This window comes from Pseudomonas sp. HMSC066A08, from assembly GCF_001813025.1.
Lineage (GTDB): Bacteria > Pseudomonadota > Gammaproteobacteria > Pseudomonadales > Pseudomonadaceae > Pseudomonas > Pseudomonas aeruginosa.
In genome coordinates this window covers 34,269-51,457 of sequence record NZ_KV811305.1, presented here as the reverse complement: position 1 = coordinate 51,457, position 17,189 = coordinate 34,269, and the positions used below count along the sequence as shown (strand labels likewise).

Below are 17,189 nucleotides of genomic sequence, written 5' to 3'. Positions count from 1 at the left end.
GGGCGGTGTCCTAGGCCACTAGACGAAGGGGACGAAACCTTCGTAGGAATCCGCAAAACCGACCGCGTATTCCCGGCAATTTGGTGGAGCTAGACGGGATCGAACCGTCGACCTCTTGCATGCCATGCAAGCGCTCTCCCAGCTGAGCTATAGCCCCAAAGTACCGCTGGATCGCTTCACTTCGTTGAGTTCGTCGTGAAGACGGGGCGCATACTAAGGGCGAGGCTTGAGGCTGTCAACATTATTTTTCATCGAAACCTAAAAAATTTTACCGGAAGAACAATCACTTACCTCCCCTCCCCCAAAAACGAGGCCCGCAACTGGGCGGGCCTCGTCATCGACTGTGGAAGAAAGCCGGTCAGCCGGGAATGGCGTCGCGGATCTTCTCCCACTCCTTGGTTTCCTTTTTCGACGCCCCGCCCAGCAGCTCCAGGGCCTGGCGCAAGCGATAGCGTGACAGGTCGGCGCCAAGGATCTCCATGGCGTCCAGTACCGAAACCGAGCTGGCATGCCCGGTGATGGCCGGGAACATCAGCGGCATCACGTCGCGCAGCTTGAGCTGGAGGTGTTCGGCGACAGCCTGGATGCAGCCGGTGATGCGCTCCTTCTCCCACTGGCGCAGGGATTCGAGTTTCCACAGCACCAGTTGCAGGACCTGGCGGACCTGGGTCGGATCGAGCTTCTTGTGTTCGAACAGCGAAGCGTCCAGCGACACCCCGCCGCTGAAGAAGAATCCGGCCAGCGGCGCGATCTGGCTGAAGTTCTCCACCCGTCCCTGCACGTGCGGAGCGATCTTCATCAGGTATTCGGGATTCAACGCCCACTTCTGTACCTCACGGGCAAACTCCTCCACGGACTGCTCGCGGATCCACTGTCCGTTCAGCCAGGAGAGCTTCTCCAGGTCGAAGATCGGTCCGCCCAGGGAGACGCGCGACAGGTCGAAATGCTCGATCATCTCGGCAAGGGTGAATTTCTCGCGCTCGTCCGGCATCGACCAACCCATCCGCCCGAGATAGTTGAGCAGCGCCTGCGGCAGGTAGCCCATGCGTTCGTAGAAGGTGATAGAGGTCGGGTTCTTGCGCTTGGACAGCTTGCTCTTGTCCGGGTTGCGCAGCAGCGGCATGTAGCAGAGCTGCGGCTGCTCCCAGCCGAAATACTCGTAGAGCTTGATCAGCTTGGGCGCCGACGGCAGCCACTCTTCGCCGCGCAGGACGTGGGTGATCCCCATCAGGTGGTCGTCGACCACGTTGGCGAGGAAGTAGGTGGGCAGGCCGTCGGCCTTCATCAGCACCTGCATGTCCATGCGATCCCACGGAATCTCGACATCACCGCGGAGCATGTCCGGCACCACGCAGACACCCTCGGTCGGCACCTTCATGCGGGTGACATGGGATTCGCCGGTGGCGACGCGGCGCTGCACCTCATCTTTCGGCAGGTGCATGCAGTGGCCGTCGTAGCGCGGGGTTTCCTTGCGCGCCATCTGCTCGGCGCGAACCGCATCGAGGCGCTCGGGTGTGCAGAAGCAGGTGAAGGCATGGCCCTTCTCGACCAGTTCGTCCGAATACTTCTTGTAGATGTGCCCGCGCTCGCTCTGCCGGTACGGGCCATGCGGGCCGCCGACGTCCGGGCCCTCGTCCCACTCGATGCCGAGCCAGCGCAGGGCGTCGTAGATCTGCTGCTCGGACTCCCGCGTCGAACGCAGTTGGTCGGTGTCCTCGATGCGCAGGATGAACTGACCGCCGTGCTGACGCGCGAAGCACAGGTTGAACAGCGCGATGTATGCGGTACCGACGTGCGGGTCGCCCGTCGGCGACGGGGCGATGCGAGTACGAACAGTGGTCATGGAGACTCTCTTGCCAAGCGGAAGTTAAAACGGAAATTCAGGGGCGCGATGTTATCAGGCGGGCCGCCTCCGGCTCCAGTAAACGACCGGTGTCGGCCGGCAGTCGGCTGATCAGGAAATCGAGGAAGGCCTTGACCTTCATCGCCTGGAAACGCCGCGAAGGATAGACCGCATACAGTTCGCCGACCGGCAGCGGCACGTCCGCCAGCAAACGCACCAGACGCCCGCTGTGCACGCTCTCCGCACAGATCAGTGCCGGTAGCGCGGCAATGCCGGCGCCGGCGACCACCGCCTCGCGGGCGAAGGTGATGTTGTTGCAGGACAGCACGCGCTGGCAGGGCAGGCTGTCTCCGGAAAGCGGCCAGTAGCGCTGGGAGTCGGTGGACAGAAGGACCGCGCGATGCCCGGCGAGCTCTGCCACCGATGTCGGCGTGCCGTGCGCCGCCAGGTAGTCGGGGCTGGCGCAGAGCCAGCGGCTGGTGGAGAGCAGGCGACGAGCCACCAGAGTGGAATCCTCCGGCTGGCCGACCATGATCACGATGTCGACACCCTCCTGCAACGGATCGACGCTGCGCGAGGCCAGCTCGACCTCGGCGGTGATCTGCGGGTACTGGCGCATGAAGTCGCCCAGCAGGCTGGCGAGGAACATCTGGCCGAACTCTATCGGCGAGGTGATCCGCAGTAATCCCGACGGCGCCCGCTGCAGCTGCATGACCGCCTGCTCGGCCTCGGCGAAATCATGCATGATCTGCCGGCAGCGCTCGTAGTAGGCCTGCCCTACTTCGGTCAGGCGCAACTTGCGGGTGGTGCGATTGAGCAGGCGGACGCCCAGGCGCTCCTCCAGCAGGGCGATGCGCCGGCTCACCGTGGACTTCTGCATGCCCAGGCTCTGCGCGGCCTGGGTGAAGCTGTGGTACTCCACCACGCGGGTGAAGATCAGCGCATCATCAAGCCCCATTATTGTTCCCTATAAGCAACAAAGAGTCCGAAGTGTAGCGCCTATAACGTCCGGCGGAACACTGCTAGATTGGCCGAATTTTGCCGACGGAACACTCCACCCATGCCCGCCCAACTCAAACGTCGCCTGACCGTCTTCCTGGTGGCCGTCGGCCTGATCGCCCTGGCCTTCTTCCTGCACTGGTGGTTCATCGGCCGCCATGTAGAAAGCACCGACAACGCCTACGTCCAGGGCGAGATCACGCGGGTGGCCAGCCAGTTGGGCGCGCGGGTCGAGGAAGTCCTGGTGCGCGACAACCAGCACGTGGACAAGGGGCAGCTACTGGTACGCCTGGAAGACGCCGACTTCAAGCTCGCCGTCGAGCGCGCCCAGGCCGCGCTGGCCACCCGCGAGGCGGAACTGGCCCAGGCACGCAGCAAGCTGGTGCAGCAGGGCAGCCTGATCGCCGCCAGCGCCGCCGACGTCAACGCCAGCCAGGCAACCCTCGGCCGCGCACAGATCGACCTGAACCGCGCCGAAGCCCTGCGCAAGCCCGGCTACGTTTCCGAGGAGCGGGTCACCACCCTCACCGCCGACAACCACGTGGCCCGCTCGCAACTGGCCAAGGCCCGCGCCGACCTCGAGGCACAACGCGTTCAGCGCGACACCCTGGGCGCCGAGATCAAGCGCCTGGAAGCGCAGATCGCCAGCGCCCGCACCGAACTGGCGCAAGCCGAAATCAACCTGTCACGCACCCTGATCCATTCGCCGATCAGCGGCCTGGTCGGCCAGCGCAGCGCACGCAACGGCCAGTACGTGCAGGTTGGTACCCATTTGCTGTCGCTGGTGCCGGACGAAGACATCTGGGTCCAGGCCAACTTCAAGGAGACCCAGGTCGGCCGCATGCGCGACGGGCAGAAGGCGCGCCTGACCTTCGACGCCTTCCCCGATACGCCTATCGACGGCCGCATCGACAGCCTGTTCGCCGCTTCCGGCGCGCAGTTCAGCCTGCTGCCGCCGGACAACGCCACCGGCAACTTCACCAAGGTGGTGCAACGCATCCCGGTGAAGATCGTGTTCGACGCCGACAACCCGCTGCATGGCCGCATCCGTCCCGGCATGTCCGTCGAAGCCGAGGTCGAGCTCCGTGACCGCTGAGGCGCTGGCCCGGCCGCTTGGCGAACCGACCCGGCGCGACTGGATCGCGGTGCTCAGCGCCATGCTCGGCGCATTCATGGCGGTGCTCGACATCCAGATCACCAACTCCTCGCTGAAGGACATCCAGGGCGCGCTGGCGGCGACCCTCGAGGAAGGCTCGTGGATCTCCACCTCCTACCTGGTAGCGGAGATCATCATGATCCCGATGACCGCCTGGCTGGTGCAGCTGCTCTCGGCAAGGCGCCTGGCGGTGATGATCTCGGCGGGCTTCCTGGTGTCCTCGCTGCTCTGCTCGTTCGCCTGGAACCTGGAAAGCATGATCGTGTTCCGCGCCATGCAGGGTTTCACCGGCGGCGCGCTGATTCCGCTGGCGTTCACCCTGGCCCTGGTCAAGTTGCCGGAACACCACCGTCCGAAGGGCATGGCGCTGTTCGCCATCACCGCCACCTTCGCGCCCTCCATCGGACCGACCCTGGGAGGCTGGTTGACGGAAAACTTCGGCTGGGAATACATCTTCTATATCAATGTGCCGCCGGGCCTGTTGATGATCGCCGGGCTGCTCTACGGCCTGGAGAAAAAGGCGCCGCACTGGGAACTGCTGAAGAGTACCGACTACGCCGGCATCGTCACCCTCGGCATTGGCCTGGGCTGCCTGCAGGTCTTCCTCGAGGAAGGTCACCGCAAGGACTGGCTGGAGTCGCAACTGATCGTCAGCCTCGGCAGCGTCGCCCTGTTCAGCCTGGTCCTGTTCGTCATCCTGCAGCTTTCGCGGCCGAACCCACTGATCGACCTGGGCATCCTGCGCAACCGCAACTTCGGCCTCGCGAGCATTTCCAGCATCGGTCTGGGCATGGGCCTGTACGGCTCGATCTACGTACTGCCGCTGTACCTGGCGCAAATCCAGGGCTACAACGCCATGCAGATCGGCGAGGTGATCATGTGGATGGGCATTCCCCAACTGTTCCTGATCCCGCTGGTCCCGAAGTTGATGAAGCTGGTCTCGCCGCGCCTGCTCTGCGCCGCCGGCTTCGGCCTGTTCGGCCTTGCCAGCTTCTTCTCCGGAGTGCTCAACCCGGACTTCGCCGGACCGCAGTTCAACCAGATCCAGCTACTGCGCGCCCTCGGCCAGCCGATGATCATGGTGACCATTTCGCTGATCGCCACCGCCTACCTGCAGCCACAGGATGCCGGCTCGGCCTCGAGCCTGTTCAACATCCTGCGCAACCTCGGCGGCGCCATCGGCATCGCCCTGCTCGCGACCCTGCTCGACAGTCGCGCCAAGGTGTACTTCGACTATCTGCGCGAAGCCCTGGTGCCGACCAACCCGCAGGTCGACGAACGCCTCGCGCAACTCGCCGCGCAACTGGGCAGCCAGCAGGCGGCGCTGGGCAAACTCAGCGAGATCACCCACCAGCAGGCGATGATCATGGCCTACAACGATGCTTTCCATGTCATCGGCATGGTGCTCGCAGTGAGCATGCTCGCGGTGCTGCTGACCCGCTCGCTGCCGGCCGGCATCGGCGCCCGCGCCGACGCCGGGGCTCACTGAGGATCAGACGTTGACCAGGCGCTCGCGCAGCGTCTGGATCTCGTCGCGTAGTTGCGCCGCCGCCTCGAACTCCAGGTCGCGGGCCAACTGGTACATCTTTTCCTCCAGTTGGCGGATGCGCTTGCTGATCTCGCTCGGCGAGCGCAGTTCGTTCTCGTAGCGCCCGCTCTCTTCCGCCACCTTGGCCACGCCCTTGCGCTTGCCGCGCGCGCCGGGCACCACGGCGCCTTCGAGAATGTCCTTGATGTCCTTGCGCACCCCCTTGGGCACGATGCCATGGGCTTCGTTGAAGGCGATCTGCTTGGCCCGACGCCGCTCGGTCTCGTCGATCGCGCGCTGCATCGAGCCGGTGACGTTGTCGGCGTAGAGGATCGCCTTGCCGTGCAGGTTGCGCGCGGCACGACCGATGGTCTGGATCAGCGAGCGCTCCGAGCGCAGGAAGCCTTCCTTGTCCGCGTCGAGGATCGCCACCAGCGACACCTCGGGCATGTCCAGGCCTTCGCGCAGCAGGTTGATCCCCACCAGCACGTCGAACGCACCGGCGCGCAGGTCGCGGATGATCTCCACTCGCTCGACGGTATCGATGTCCGAGTGCAGGTAGCGTACCCGAACGTCGTGATCACCGAGATAATCGGTGAGGTCCTCGGCCATGCGCTTGGTCAGGGTAGTCACCAGCACCCGCTCGTCCTTGGCCACCCGCTGGCGGATCTGCGAGAGCAGGTCGTCCACCTGGGTCATCGCCGGACGTACCTCGATCTCCGGATCGACCAGCCCGGTGGGACGCACCACCTGCTCGATGACCCGCCCGGCATGTTCCGCCTCGTAGGGGCCCGGGGTGGCGGAGACGAAGATGGTCTGCGGACTCACCGCCTCCCACTCTTCGAAGCGCAGCGGCCGGTTGTCCAGCGCCGAAGGCAGGCGGAAACCGTATTCCACCAGGGTCTCCTTGCGCGAGCGGTCGCCCTTGAACATCGCGCCGACCTGCGGAACGCTGACGTGCGACTCGTCGATAACCAGCAGCGAATTGGCCGGCAGGTAGTCATAGAGCGTCGGCGGCGGCTCGCCGGGGGCCCGCCCGGAAAGATAGCGCGAGTAATTCTCGATGCCGTTGCAGTAGCCCAGTTCGAGGATCATCTCCAGGTCGAAACGCGTGCGCTGCTCCAGGCGCTGCGCTTCCACCAGCTTGTTGTTGTTGCGCAGGTAGTCAAGGCGTTCCTTGAGTTCGGCCTTGATCTGGTCGACCGCCTCCAGCAGCGTCTCGCGCGGGGTCACGTAGTGGCTCTTGGGGTAGAAGGTGAAGCGCGGCAGCTTGCGGATCACCTCGCCGGTGAGCGGGTCGAAGGCCGAGAGACTTTCCACCTCGTCGTCGAACAACTCGACACGGATCGCTTCGAGGTCGGATTCGGCCGGGAAGATGTCGATCACATCGCCACGCACACGGAAAGTCGCACGGGCGAAATCCATGTCGTTGCGGGTGTACTGCAGGCTGGTCAGTCGCCGCAGCAGTTCGCGCTGGTCGATGCGGTCGCCGCGGTCCAGGTGCAGGACCATCTTCAGGTAGGACGCGGGATCACCGAGGCCGTAGATGGACGACACGGTGGCAACGATGATCGCATCCGGACGCTCGAGCAGCGCCTTGGTCGCCGACAGGCGCATCTGCTCGATATGGTCGTTGATCGAGGAATCCTTCTCGATATAGGTATCGGAAGACGGTACGTAGGCCTCCGGCTGGTAGTAGTCGTAGTAGGAAACGAAGTACTCCACGGAATTGTGCGGGAAGAACGTCTTGAACTCCCCGTAGAGCTGGGCCGCCAGGGTCTTGTTCGGCGCCAGGACCAGGGTCGGGCGCTGCACCTGGGCAATCACGTTGGCGATGCTGAAAGTCTTGCCAGAGCCCGTCACCCCCAGCAGGGTCTGGTGCGAAAGCCCCGCCTCCAGCCCCTCGACCATCTGCCGGATGGCTTCCGGCTGGTCGCCGGCGGGCTTGAAGCGCGAGTCGAGTTGGAACGTATCCATGAAAAACCTCGCAGGGAGCTGTGACGCCAAGGAAAATCCGGCGTCAGAAATAGCTGAAAGCATGCACCTAAATGTCGCCGCATGCATCAAGGGGTGTCTATAATAACCCCCCGTTTGCGCAACCCTTTGCGCCCCCGCATAACGGGTTGCGTTGCCCTCCTCTCTTCACACTCCGAGCAGCCGCAAAATGAGTCTGTTTTCTGCCGTCGAAATGGCACCGCGTGATCCCATCCTTGGCCTGAACGAAGCCTTCAACGCCGATACCCGTCCGGGCAAGATCAACCTGGGCGTGGGCGTGTACTACAACGAGGAGGGGCGCATTCCGCTGTTGCGTGCCGTGCAGGCTGCCGAGAAGGCCCGCATCGAGGCCCATGCGCCGCGCGGCTACCTGCCGATCGAAGGGATCGCCGCCTACGACCAGGGCGTACAGAAACTGCTGTTCGGTAACGAATCCGAGCTGCTGGCCGCCGGCCGTGTGGTCACGACCCAGGCCGTCGGCGGCACCGGCGCCCTCAAGCTCGGCGCCGACTTCCTCAAGCGCCTGCTGCCCGACGCCACCGTGGCCATCAGCGACCCGAGCTGGGAAAACCACCGCGCACTGTTCGAAGCCGCCGGCTTCCCGGTGCAGAACTACCGCTATTACGACGCCGCCAGCAACGGCGTGAACCGCGCCGGCCTGCTGGAAGACCTGAATGCCCTGCCGGCCCGCTCGATCGTGGTCCTGCACGCCTGCTGCCATAACCCGACCGGCGTCGATCTCGAGCTGGACGACTGGAAGCAGGTGCTGGACGTGCTCAAGGCCAAGGGCCATGTACCGTTCCTCGATATCGCCTACCAGGGCTTCGGCAACGGCATCGAGGAAGACGCCGCCGCGGTGCGCCTGTTCGCCCAGTCGGGCCTGAGCTTCTTCGTCTCCAGCTCGTTCTCCAAATCCTTCTCGCTCTATGGCGAACGCGTCGGCGCCCTGTCGATCGTTACCGAAAGCCGCGATGAATCGGCCCGCGTGCTGTCGCAAGTGAAGCGGGTGATCCGCACCAACTATTCGAACCCACCGACCCACGGCGCCAGCGTCGTCTCCTCCGTGCTCAACAGTCCGGAACTGCGGGCCCTCTGGGAACAGGAACTGGGCGAGATGCGCGACCGCATCCGCGACATGCGCCTGGCGATGGTCGAGCAACTGGCAGCCCACGGCGCCAAGCGCGACTTCAGCTTCGTCGGTCGCCAACGTGGCATGTTCTCCTATTCCGGTCTGACCGCCGACCAGGTCGAGCGCCTGAAGACCGAGTTCGGTATCTACGCCGTCAGCACCGGCCGTATCTGCGTCGCCGCGCTGAACAAATCGAACCTGGAGACCATCACCAAGGCCATCGTCCAGGTCCTGTAGGGAAAATGGGGAAGTCATCGGGAGAGGCTTGACTTCCCCTTTTTAATCAGTAACATACGCCTCGCTGTTCCGCGATAGCTCAGTCGGTAGAGCAAATGACTGTTAATCATTGGGTCCCTGGTTCGAGTCCAGGTCGCGGAGCCAAATTCAAAGCCCTCGGCACATGCCGGGGGCTTTTTCGTTATCGGGACGAAAGTTCGCCCCTTCAGTCGCACCTCACTCGATGACGATCCGCGACCGGTTCTTCTCCAGCAACGCCGGGCCTACCCCTTTCACTTCCAGCAGTTGATCCACCGAGACGAACGGACCATGGGCCGCACGATACTCGAGGATCGCCCTGGCCTTGGCCTCGCCGACACCGTTGAGCCCCCGTATCAGGGCGGCCTCGTCGACCGTGTTGATATTGACCTGTTCCCCCGGCGACACGGTCGTCGCAGGTGTCGTCGCGGCCAGCGGATTCTTGGCGACGGCGACCGGTGCGGCGGAAGCCGAAAACGGAAGACAGGCGAACAGGATGAGAAGCAGAGCGGATTTGATTAGGTGCATGGGTGCACTCCTTCAGAGATGAATGACCACGTAGAGGGCTTCATGCCCATCCACGAAACCACCTTATCGCCGTGGAACGCACCTGGATCGACAGCCCCAGCAAAGCAGTCGCTTCCTGGTCCGGCACCGGAAACATCGTACGTAGAAAACAAAAAAGGCCGCTAGGCGGCCTTTTCCGGAGAACGATGACTCAGGGTTCTCGCCGCCTCTGGCGATAGATCCAGTCGACGATTTCACCGTCAGGCGCATAGCCGCTGACGGTTTCCCGCAGCAACTGGCGAACCCGCGAGTAGTCGTCCTTCTCCACGGCGGCCAGCAACTGCTCCAGCACGACCTTGAAGGCCTCCCAGCTCAGATGTTCCTCGTTGGCCCGCATGATCATCGGATGGTCGGTGGGATTCACGTTGTCACCGATCAGCAGCTCTTCGTAAAGCTTCTCGCCAGGACGCAGGCCACTGAACTCGATGGCGATGTCACCATGAGGCGAACGCTCGGAACGCACGCTCAGGCCGGACAGGTGGATCATCTTCTCGGCGAGTTCCAGGATCTTCACCGGCGGCCCCATGTCCAGCACGAATACATCTCCGCCCTGCCCCATCGAACCGGCCTGGATAACCAACTGCGCCGCCTCGGGAATGGTCATGAAGTAACGGGTGATGCTCGGGTGGGTGACCGTCACCGGGCCGCCGCGCTTGATCTGCTCGCGGAACAGCGGAATGACCGAGCCGGACGAACCGAGGACGTTACCGAAGCGGACCATGGTGAAACGGGTCTTGTTGACGTGATGCACGTCCTTCCGGTCGCCGAACAGCACCGGCGCCGATTCGTTGCTGAGCGCCTGAAGGACCATCTCCGCCAGGCGCTTGGTGCTGCCCATCACATTGGTCGGCCGCACCGCCTTGTCGGTGGAAATCAGCACGAAGTTCTGCACGCCGACCTGCACCGCGGCCTGCACCGCATGCAAGGTGCCTATCACGTTGTTGAGAACGCCTTCGGCGATGTTGTGCTCGACGATCGGCACATGCTTGTAGGCCGCCGCATGGTAGACGGTATTGACCTTCCAGGTGCGCATCACGTCCACCAGGCGCTCGGGGTTGCGCACCGAACCGAGGATCGGCAACAGGTTCACCGAAAGCGACTCGCGCTTGATCCGACGCTCCAGTTCCTGATGGATGCTGTAGAGGTTGTATTCGCTGTGCTCGAACAGGATCAGCACGCTAGGCGAACAACTCATGATCTGCCGACAGAGTTCCGAACCGATAGAGCCACCCGCCCCGGTCACCATCACCACCTGACCGCGGATGCACCGTTCCAGCAGCTCCTTGCGCGGTGCGACGCTGTCGCGCCCCAGCAGGTCAGCGATGTCCACCTCCTGCAGGTCGTCCACCTTGACCCGGCCGCTGGCCAGGTCCATGAAGCCGGGCATGCTGCGCACGTGGAGCGGGAACGGCTCCAGGGACTCGAGAATCTCTCGGCGCCGGGCCCGAGTGGCGGAAGGAATCGCCAGGAGAACCTCCTGCGCGCCCGTCTCGTCGATCATCTGGCGGATATGCTTGGCGGTATAGACCCGCAGACCGGCGATGACCCGGTTGGCGATCTGCTTGTCGTCATCGATGAACGCCACCGGACGCATCGCCCGACCGAGACGCAATGCCGCAACCAACTGGTTGCCGGCCGCCCCTGCGCCATAGATGGCCACCCTGGGCAGGCCGTCCTGACGATTGAGAAATGGTACCGACTGCACAGCAGAGTACCAGTCGCCCATGAAATACTGGCGCATGGCCAGACGCAAGCCGCCGATCAGCAGCATGCTCAGCCACCAGTAGTTGAACACCAGGGAACGCGGCACCGGCGCCGGTGCGCCACGATACCAGTACACCACCAGCGACAGCACCAGAGCCGAGATAGTCACCGCCTTGGCGATGGCGATCAATGCATCGTTACCGAGATAGCGCATTACCGCGCGATACATGCCGAAGCGAATGAATAGTGGAATGGCGACAACCGGCGCAGTGATGAAAAGCCATGCATGCTCGCCGAACACGTCGATCATATCGTCCGTGCCTAGACGGACCACAAAAGCGAGCCACAGAGACAGCCATACCAGAAGGATATCCGTAGCCACTTGAAGCAAACGTTTCCAGCGACGAGGCATGGATAACAACTTTACTCTTAAACGATCTAGCATTCCCCTACTCCTTTAGGCCTGAGCGGACGACTCTAGCTTACCCGCCTTGAACCTCACTGCTAGAAAAACGAGAGGGACGTAGGCTATGACGATGCCCATCAAAGGCTCTAGAGACCCACTCCCGACCAACAAGGCTATAGGGAGGAGCCAGATGACGTTCAATGCCGTGACGCCAATCGTAACAGGAGCATGCTTTCCATAATACCGGCTTGCGTATTGATAGGCATGGCTTCGATGAGCCTCATACACCTTGTCCCCTCTCAGCAAGCGACGAATCAGAGTATAGGTCGCATCAACGATGAAAACGCCTAACAGGACCAACCATGCCCAGAAAAAATTTGTATCCATCCACATGGCATGAATGGAAAGAATTCCTAAAACAATCCCCAGAAAACCACTACCCGCATCTCCCATGAAAATTTTTGCGGGTGGAAAATTCCAGAATAAGAATCCAAAAACGGCAAAAGCTAGCGATAAGGGGAGCACAGCCTGCGTCAGTTGGCCATTCAGCCAGTATAATAATGCCCCACCAATACAGACAAAAATGGCCTGAAGGCTGGCAAGTCCATCGATCCCATCCATGAAGTTATAGAGATTCAGCAACCAGACGAGATAGAAAGCAAAGAGAAGTCCTCCGAACCACCCCAGGTCCCAACTGACACCAACAATCTGAAATGGTGGTATGCCATTCAAAAAGTACAATGAGACCAAGGCTGCACTGAAATGTCCCAGCAGACGCCAGCGTGCGGCGATATGACCGTGATCATCCATGAATCCAATAATGGCAACCCCGCCGCCAGCGAAAAGCAAGGCCCAGGACACGGCCCATGAGATACTTCCCAGTACAGCCCAAATAGGCAGCATGAGACAAAATGTAACTACAATGGCGACCCCACCTCCGCGTGGAGTGGGAACGACATGGGAACTTCGAGAGTTAGGGGTGTCAAGTAAGCTCCTCGCTAAGGCATAACGGCGCAAGAGGCCTGTAAGCAGTCCCGAAACCCCAGATGCAGCGAGTAACAAATACCATTCTTCCATTTATAAATTCATCCCCAACAATACTCTCACCCCTTCAACAGGGTTCAATTCGATTGTTCTGCGTGGTACGCCATGCTAGTAGAAAAGCGCCTGCAGATAATCATTTAGTACGTTTGACGTATATTCTACCAACATCTTCCAACGCGGAAAGGGTGCTCTTGCGGGGTTCCCAGCCAAGCAAAAACCTGCCTTTCGACGAGTCGACCTCTAGCGAGCAGCATAACTGAGTGTATAAACCACCCTTTCCTACTAATTTAAGAAACCCCAGAATAAACCTAGGAACAGGCCACATGATGGGGCGATGCCCCATTCCCGTAGCAAGCGCAGTCACCAGTTGCTTGGTAGAAATATCCTGACCATCGGATACCAAAAACAGTTCGCCGGCAGCAGAAGGATGCGTCATACAGCAAGCTAGAAAGTCAACTAAATTATCCAGAGAAACAAAACTTCGTCGGTTATCTATGCAACCAAATGGAAGAGGAAGCCCCGAAGCAACCAGTTTCAACAATCGCGAGAAATTTCCAGGAGCATTCCAGTCGTAAACAAGTGGAGGCCTGACGATAACAAGTTCTGTTGAGGACTGCTTGAAAAGCTCACGAAGCGCTACTTCAGCCTCAAACTTTGAAATCGCATATTCTGCATGAGGAGCCGGCTTGGAATTCTCATCGAAGGGCTTTTTTTTGGTTAAAGCGCCATTTACACCAATAGAACTAACAAAAATAAAACGCTTTACAGATGCTTCGATCGCCTGCCGAGCAAGCGCCAGAGTAGCATCGCGATTCACCTTCCGAAAAATATCTAGTGAATCACGCTGCCTTCCAAAGATATGGGCTCGTCCAGCTAGATGAACTACGCATTCAACGCCCCGCAGCGCAGCATCAAGCTTAGTGCTCTCTTTCAGCTCCGCCCGAACATACTCAACCCCCGCAACAGGATTGCACAGGGATCGTACTTGTCCAATAACCTGAAAGGGGCCGGCAGCAAGCGACCTGCAAAGCGCACTCCCGACAAAACCGCTAGCCCCGGTTACCAGCACCTTCATCATATTTTCGACTCAGATAGAAGCGGTCGAACACAGGCAGCGAATTTTTCCAATGAAATATATTCAGAATAGTTTTGCTGAAGGATACTCCGCGGGACTCCCCTTAAACTAGACAAGTCGAGTTCACAAATCTCATCGATCAATCTTGCCAAAGCAACCGGATCATTCGGCGGACAGTTCCAACCGATTCCGGTCTCATCTATTATACGGGAGATTTCAGCCCCTTTTTCCATGACAGCTAGAATCGGTTTGTCTGCTGCCATGGAGAAATATGCCTTGCTGGGAACCCCAAGCCCGAACATTCCTTCTTCTAAGGTAACTAAGGCAACGTCACAGGCCGCCAAACCAAAATTCTTTTCGGCTAATGGCAGCTTTCCAAAATACCTCAACCGAGCACACTGATCTTCCAACGCATGCTTTTTTACACTGTCGACCAAGGCACCATCTCCAATAAAAGCAAAAGCCGCCTTCTCGTTTTTAACCAACTGAATAGCAGAAAGTATGTTTTCTATACCTTGTAATCGACCGACATTACCAAAAAATTGGAAAACCCTTTTACCTTTCCACTCGGGAATATTGATAAAAGGAGCATCCTCTCTCGGCACTGGGAAAACCTCTTTCTCACAGGCCCAATTCGAAATAAAGACCAAAGATCGCGGGTCATTCACCTTCTCTTTCATAAGAGCTTCCATATCGCGCCCTATTACGACCAGACGATCAGCGGATGAGTAAATGAAAGAAAAGAAACGATGTAGAAGCCGGTAGGCAATACTATCTTTCTTCAGAACACCCGCCGGCACCAAGTTCTCGGGAAACACATCATGCACCAGCAGCACCCACTTGAAACCGAGGGCATATCTTAGCAAGGGAAACGTCATCAGTAGAAGAGCAGGATTGGTTCCACTCAATACCACATCTCCTCGTCTAGCACGAGAAGTCAATTTTACTGAGAACAGAAACGCCTGAAAAATCTGCGCTAATCCTCTAGAGAGGAGTCTATTCTTATTGCTCCTCGGAAACTTAAAGCATTCTTGCTCAACGGAAGGTGAAACCACAGGCGGGGTTTCCCCTGCGGTCAGCGGAAAGATTACGGTTAGCCCACCAAACTCCCGCTGCATCTTTCCTATTATCTTCTCCCAATAGTATCCCGTGGAGTTCTGATTGGCACCGACATACTCAGAAACCACAAATATCCTTGCCATCAACTCCACGCCTCAAGTTAATATTTTTTCCAGACAGTTCGCATGACATAGTCCCGATAGCTATGAACTATTCGAACAATCTTTTCAGAAACGTTGGGCATGCTATAGTCAGCGACCAAGCGTAACATACGCTCTGCGTCGCGCCCCTGTCCCTCCAACACCTCGAGTGCTTGTAGTACTCGATCCGAATCCAGCCCGACCATCATCACCACAGCCTCTTCCATGCCTTCTGGGCGTTCATGAGCCTCGCGAATATTCAAAGCGGGAAAATTCAGTATTGAAGACTCCTCACTGATGGTCCCACTATCAGAAATAACTGCCTTGGCTGTCATTTGCAGTTTATTATAATCCTTAAAGCCGAGGGGTTTCAGCAGTTTAATACCCTCGTGAAACTTTGCCCCCGTTCCCTCAATTCTCTTTTTTGTTCTAGGGTGAGTTGATACGATCACGGGCAGCGAGTACTTTTCTGCCACAGCGTTGAGCATAGAAACCAACTTCAAGAAATTCTTATCCGAATCTATGTTTTCCTCTCGGTGCGCACTCACGACAAAGAACCGCTCTGTTTTCAATCCGAGCCTTTCAAGAATATCGGAGGACTCGATCCCGTCACGATAGTGTTCGAGAACTTCGAACATGGGGCTACCAGTCTTGATAACCATTTCTGGAGAAAGTCCTTCACGCAAGAGATAATCACGCGCGATGGTACTATAGGTCAAATTTATATCAGCTGTATGATCGACAATGCGCCGATTTATCTCTTCAGGCACACGCATATCGAAACAGCGATTGCCTGCCTCCATATGAAAGGTCGGTATCTTACGCCGTTTTGCAGGCAGTACCGCCATACAACTATTGGTATCACCCAGCACGAGCAGCGCATCGGGATCTATTTCGCCCAGAACACGATCGACTGCAATTATTACATTCCCTATCGTTTCAGCCCCGGAAGACCCGGCGGCATTTAGGAAATAATCCGGCTTTCTTATACCGAGGTCCTGAAAAAATATTTCATTAAGTTCGTAATCATAATTCTGTCCAGTATGGACAAGTACATGCTCACAGTACTGATCAAGCTTCGCCATGACCCTGGACAAGCGAATAATCTCAGGACGAGTTCCAACAACCGTAACGACTTTTAGCTTCTGCATTGTCATCTCACTATACCTTACGCACCTTCGCCTACTGAACAAGCGTAGGTATCCGGATTTTCCCGATCAAATACTTCGTTAGCCCACAACATGACTACCATATCGTCAGTTCCGACATTAGTAATGTCATGAGTCCATCCAGGCACTGTTTCGACAATCTCTGCCTTTTCACCATTGGTGAAAATTTCGTAAAATGCCCCGGTCAGTATGTTTCTAAACTTGAAACGTGCCATCCCTTTGATAACCAGAAACTTTTCGGTTTTCGAGTGATGGTAATGCCCGCCCCTGGTAACACCTGGATGAGCCGTAAAAAACGAGAACTGGCCAGAATCCGCGGTCTTCAGCATCTCGACGAATGTGCCACGCGGATCCGAATGCATTGGTACGTCGTAACTAAAACTATCTTCTGGCAAAAAACTTAGATAAGTCGAGTACAAGGCGCGGGTCAATCCCGAGCCAACCCTTGCGGTAATCAGTGACTTTCGACTATCACGAAACTCATACAATTGCTCTGCGAGTTTGCCAACTGAAATCTGATACTGGGGCTCTACCTGCAGTGAAGTCGCATTGGATAGCTTCCCATCCATGACTTTCATGAAGGTGCGAACCACATCATCTATGTATACAAGAGTGATCTCTGCCGAGGGATTGTTAATTTGAATCGGAATATCTCGAGTAATGTTATGACAAAAAGTCGCAACCGCCGAATTATAATTCGGACGCGACCATTTACCGAACACATTAGGAAGGCGAAATATGTAGACAGGACAGCCAACATCCTCACCTAGAACTTCGAGATGTTCTTCTGCGGCTCGCTTGCTTAAACCGTACTCATTATCCACCTCAGCCTGAATGGATGAAGTATAAAGGAGTGGTATGGCTCGTCCATTGGACCTTACCGCCTCACACAGAGCCCGCGTGAGTTCGGAATTCCCGATCTTAAACTCTTCTGGTTTTTCCGGACGATTGACCCCGGCAAGATGAAAAATAAAATCAACGGAACGAATTAGTTCAGGCAGATCACCAACACTACTCTCGCGAGTGAATGACACCACCTCGATACCGCCCCGCTCTGCAAGATGAGCGCACAGATTCCTTCCAACAAATCCATTCGCGCCGGTTACAAAAACCTTCATCG

At 58.2% G+C, this 17,189-nt stretch carries 13 protein-coding genes and 2 tRNA genes; 4 read left to right on the top strand and 11 right to left on the bottom strand.

Features of this window, described 5'->3' with window-relative positions:
* Positions 1-81: 81 nt before the first annotated feature.
* The 3 genes from HMPREF2886_RS16495 to HMPREF2886_RS16485 form a co-directional block, all read right to left on the bottom strand.
* Positions 82-157, bottom strand: a tRNA-Ala gene (locus HMPREF2886_RS16495).
* Positions 158-358: 201 nt separating this feature from the next.
* Entirely contained in the window at positions 359-1,843 is a 1,485-nt protein-coding gene (gene gltX, locus HMPREF2886_RS16490) for a glutamate--tRNA ligase (protein WP_070747859.1), read from the bottom strand.
* Positions 1,844-1,880: 37 nt separating this feature from the next.
* Complete coding sequence (locus HMPREF2886_RS16485; RefSeq protein WP_033971541.1) at positions 1,881-2,801, bottom strand: LysR family transcriptional regulator; 921 nt, start codon at positions 2,799-2,801, stop codon at positions 1,881-1,883.
* Between the two features lie 102 nt (positions 2,802-2,903).
* Here HMPREF2886_RS16485 and HMPREF2886_RS16480 point away from each other — a divergent pair, with 102 nt between their 5' ends.
* Both HMPREF2886_RS16480 and HMPREF2886_RS16475 read left to right on the top strand, forming a co-directional pair.
* Positions 2,904-3,938, top strand: coding sequence for an HlyD family secretion protein (locus HMPREF2886_RS16480; RefSeq protein WP_033971542.1), 1,035 nt, complete (start codon positions 2,904-2,906; stop codon positions 3,936-3,938).
* Between the two features lie 49 nt (positions 3,939-3,987).
* On the top strand, positions 3,988-5,487 hold the full coding sequence (locus HMPREF2886_RS16475; protein ID WP_079385360.1) for an MDR family MFS transporter: 1,500 nt from the start codon (positions 3,988-3,990) through the stop codon (positions 5,485-5,487).
* A 3-nt stretch (positions 5,488-5,490) separates the two neighbouring features.
* On the opposite strand, the gene uvrB is transcribed toward HMPREF2886_RS16475, so the two are convergent.
* Positions 5,491-7,503 (bottom strand): excinuclease ABC subunit UvrB, encoded by a 2,013-nt coding sequence (gene uvrB / locus HMPREF2886_RS16470; protein ID WP_003104590.1) that lies wholly within the window; start codon positions 7,501-7,503, stop codon positions 5,491-5,493.
* Positions 7,504-7,690: 187 nt separating this feature from the next.
* On the opposite strand from uvrB, the gene HMPREF2886_RS16465 reads away from it, so the two are divergent.
* Both HMPREF2886_RS16465 and HMPREF2886_RS16460 read left to right on the top strand, forming a co-directional pair.
* Entirely contained in the window at positions 7,691-8,887 is a 1,197-nt protein-coding gene (locus tag HMPREF2886_RS16465) for an amino acid aminotransferase (RefSeq protein ID WP_003104588.1), read from the top strand.
* Between the two features lie 68 nt (positions 8,888-8,955).
* Positions 8,956-9,031, top strand: a tRNA-Asn gene (locus HMPREF2886_RS16460).
* A gap of 72 nt (positions 9,032-9,103) precedes the next feature.
* Here HMPREF2886_RS16460 and HMPREF2886_RS16455 read toward each other — a convergent pair.
* The 7 genes from HMPREF2886_RS16455 to HMPREF2886_RS33420 all read right to left on the bottom strand — a co-directional run bounded on the left by HMPREF2886_RS16455 (position 9,104) and on the right by HMPREF2886_RS33420 (position 17,187).
* Positions 9,104-9,433: a ComEA family DNA-binding protein gene (locus tag HMPREF2886_RS16455; RefSeq protein ID WP_003091430.1), complete on the bottom strand. Its 330-nt coding sequence runs from the start codon at positions 9,431-9,433 to the stop codon at positions 9,104-9,106.
* 190 nt (positions 9,434-9,623) lie between these two features.
* Positions 9,624-11,621, bottom strand: a complete 1,998-nt coding sequence (locus HMPREF2886_RS16450) for a polysaccharide biosynthesis protein (protein WP_033978828.1) — start codon at positions 11,619-11,621, stop codon at positions 9,624-9,626.
* A gap of 12 nt (positions 11,622-11,633) precedes the next feature.
* Entirely contained in the window at positions 11,634-12,659 is a 1,026-nt protein-coding gene (locus tag HMPREF2886_RS16445; protein WP_033978827.1) for an MraY family glycosyltransferase, read from the bottom strand.
* 100 nt (positions 12,660-12,759) lie between these two features.
* Entirely contained in the window at positions 12,760-13,704 is a 945-nt protein-coding gene (locus HMPREF2886_RS16440; protein WP_033978826.1) for an NAD-dependent epimerase/dehydratase family protein, read from the bottom strand.
* On the bottom strand, positions 13,701-14,903 hold the full coding sequence (locus HMPREF2886_RS33425) for a glycosyltransferase family 4 protein (RefSeq protein ID WP_071575242.1): 1,203 nt from the start codon (positions 14,901-14,903) through the stop codon (positions 13,701-13,703). Before HMPREF2886_RS33425 ends, HMPREF2886_RS16440 begins: the two co-directional genes overlap by 4 nt.
* A gap of 17 nt (positions 14,904-14,920) precedes the next feature.
* Positions 14,921-16,051, bottom strand: coding sequence for a non-hydrolyzing UDP-N-acetylglucosamine 2-epimerase (gene wecB / locus HMPREF2886_RS16435; protein WP_033978835.1), 1,131 nt, complete (start codon positions 16,049-16,051; stop codon positions 14,921-14,923).
* 17 nt (positions 16,052-16,068) lie between these two features.
* A complete protein-coding gene (locus HMPREF2886_RS33420; protein WP_071575243.1) occupies positions 16,069-17,187 on the bottom strand; it encodes a UDP-2-acetamido-2,6-beta-L-arabino-hexul-4-ose reductase in 1,119 nt (372 codons plus the stop codon).
* Positions 17,188-17,189 lie beyond the last annotated feature (2 nt).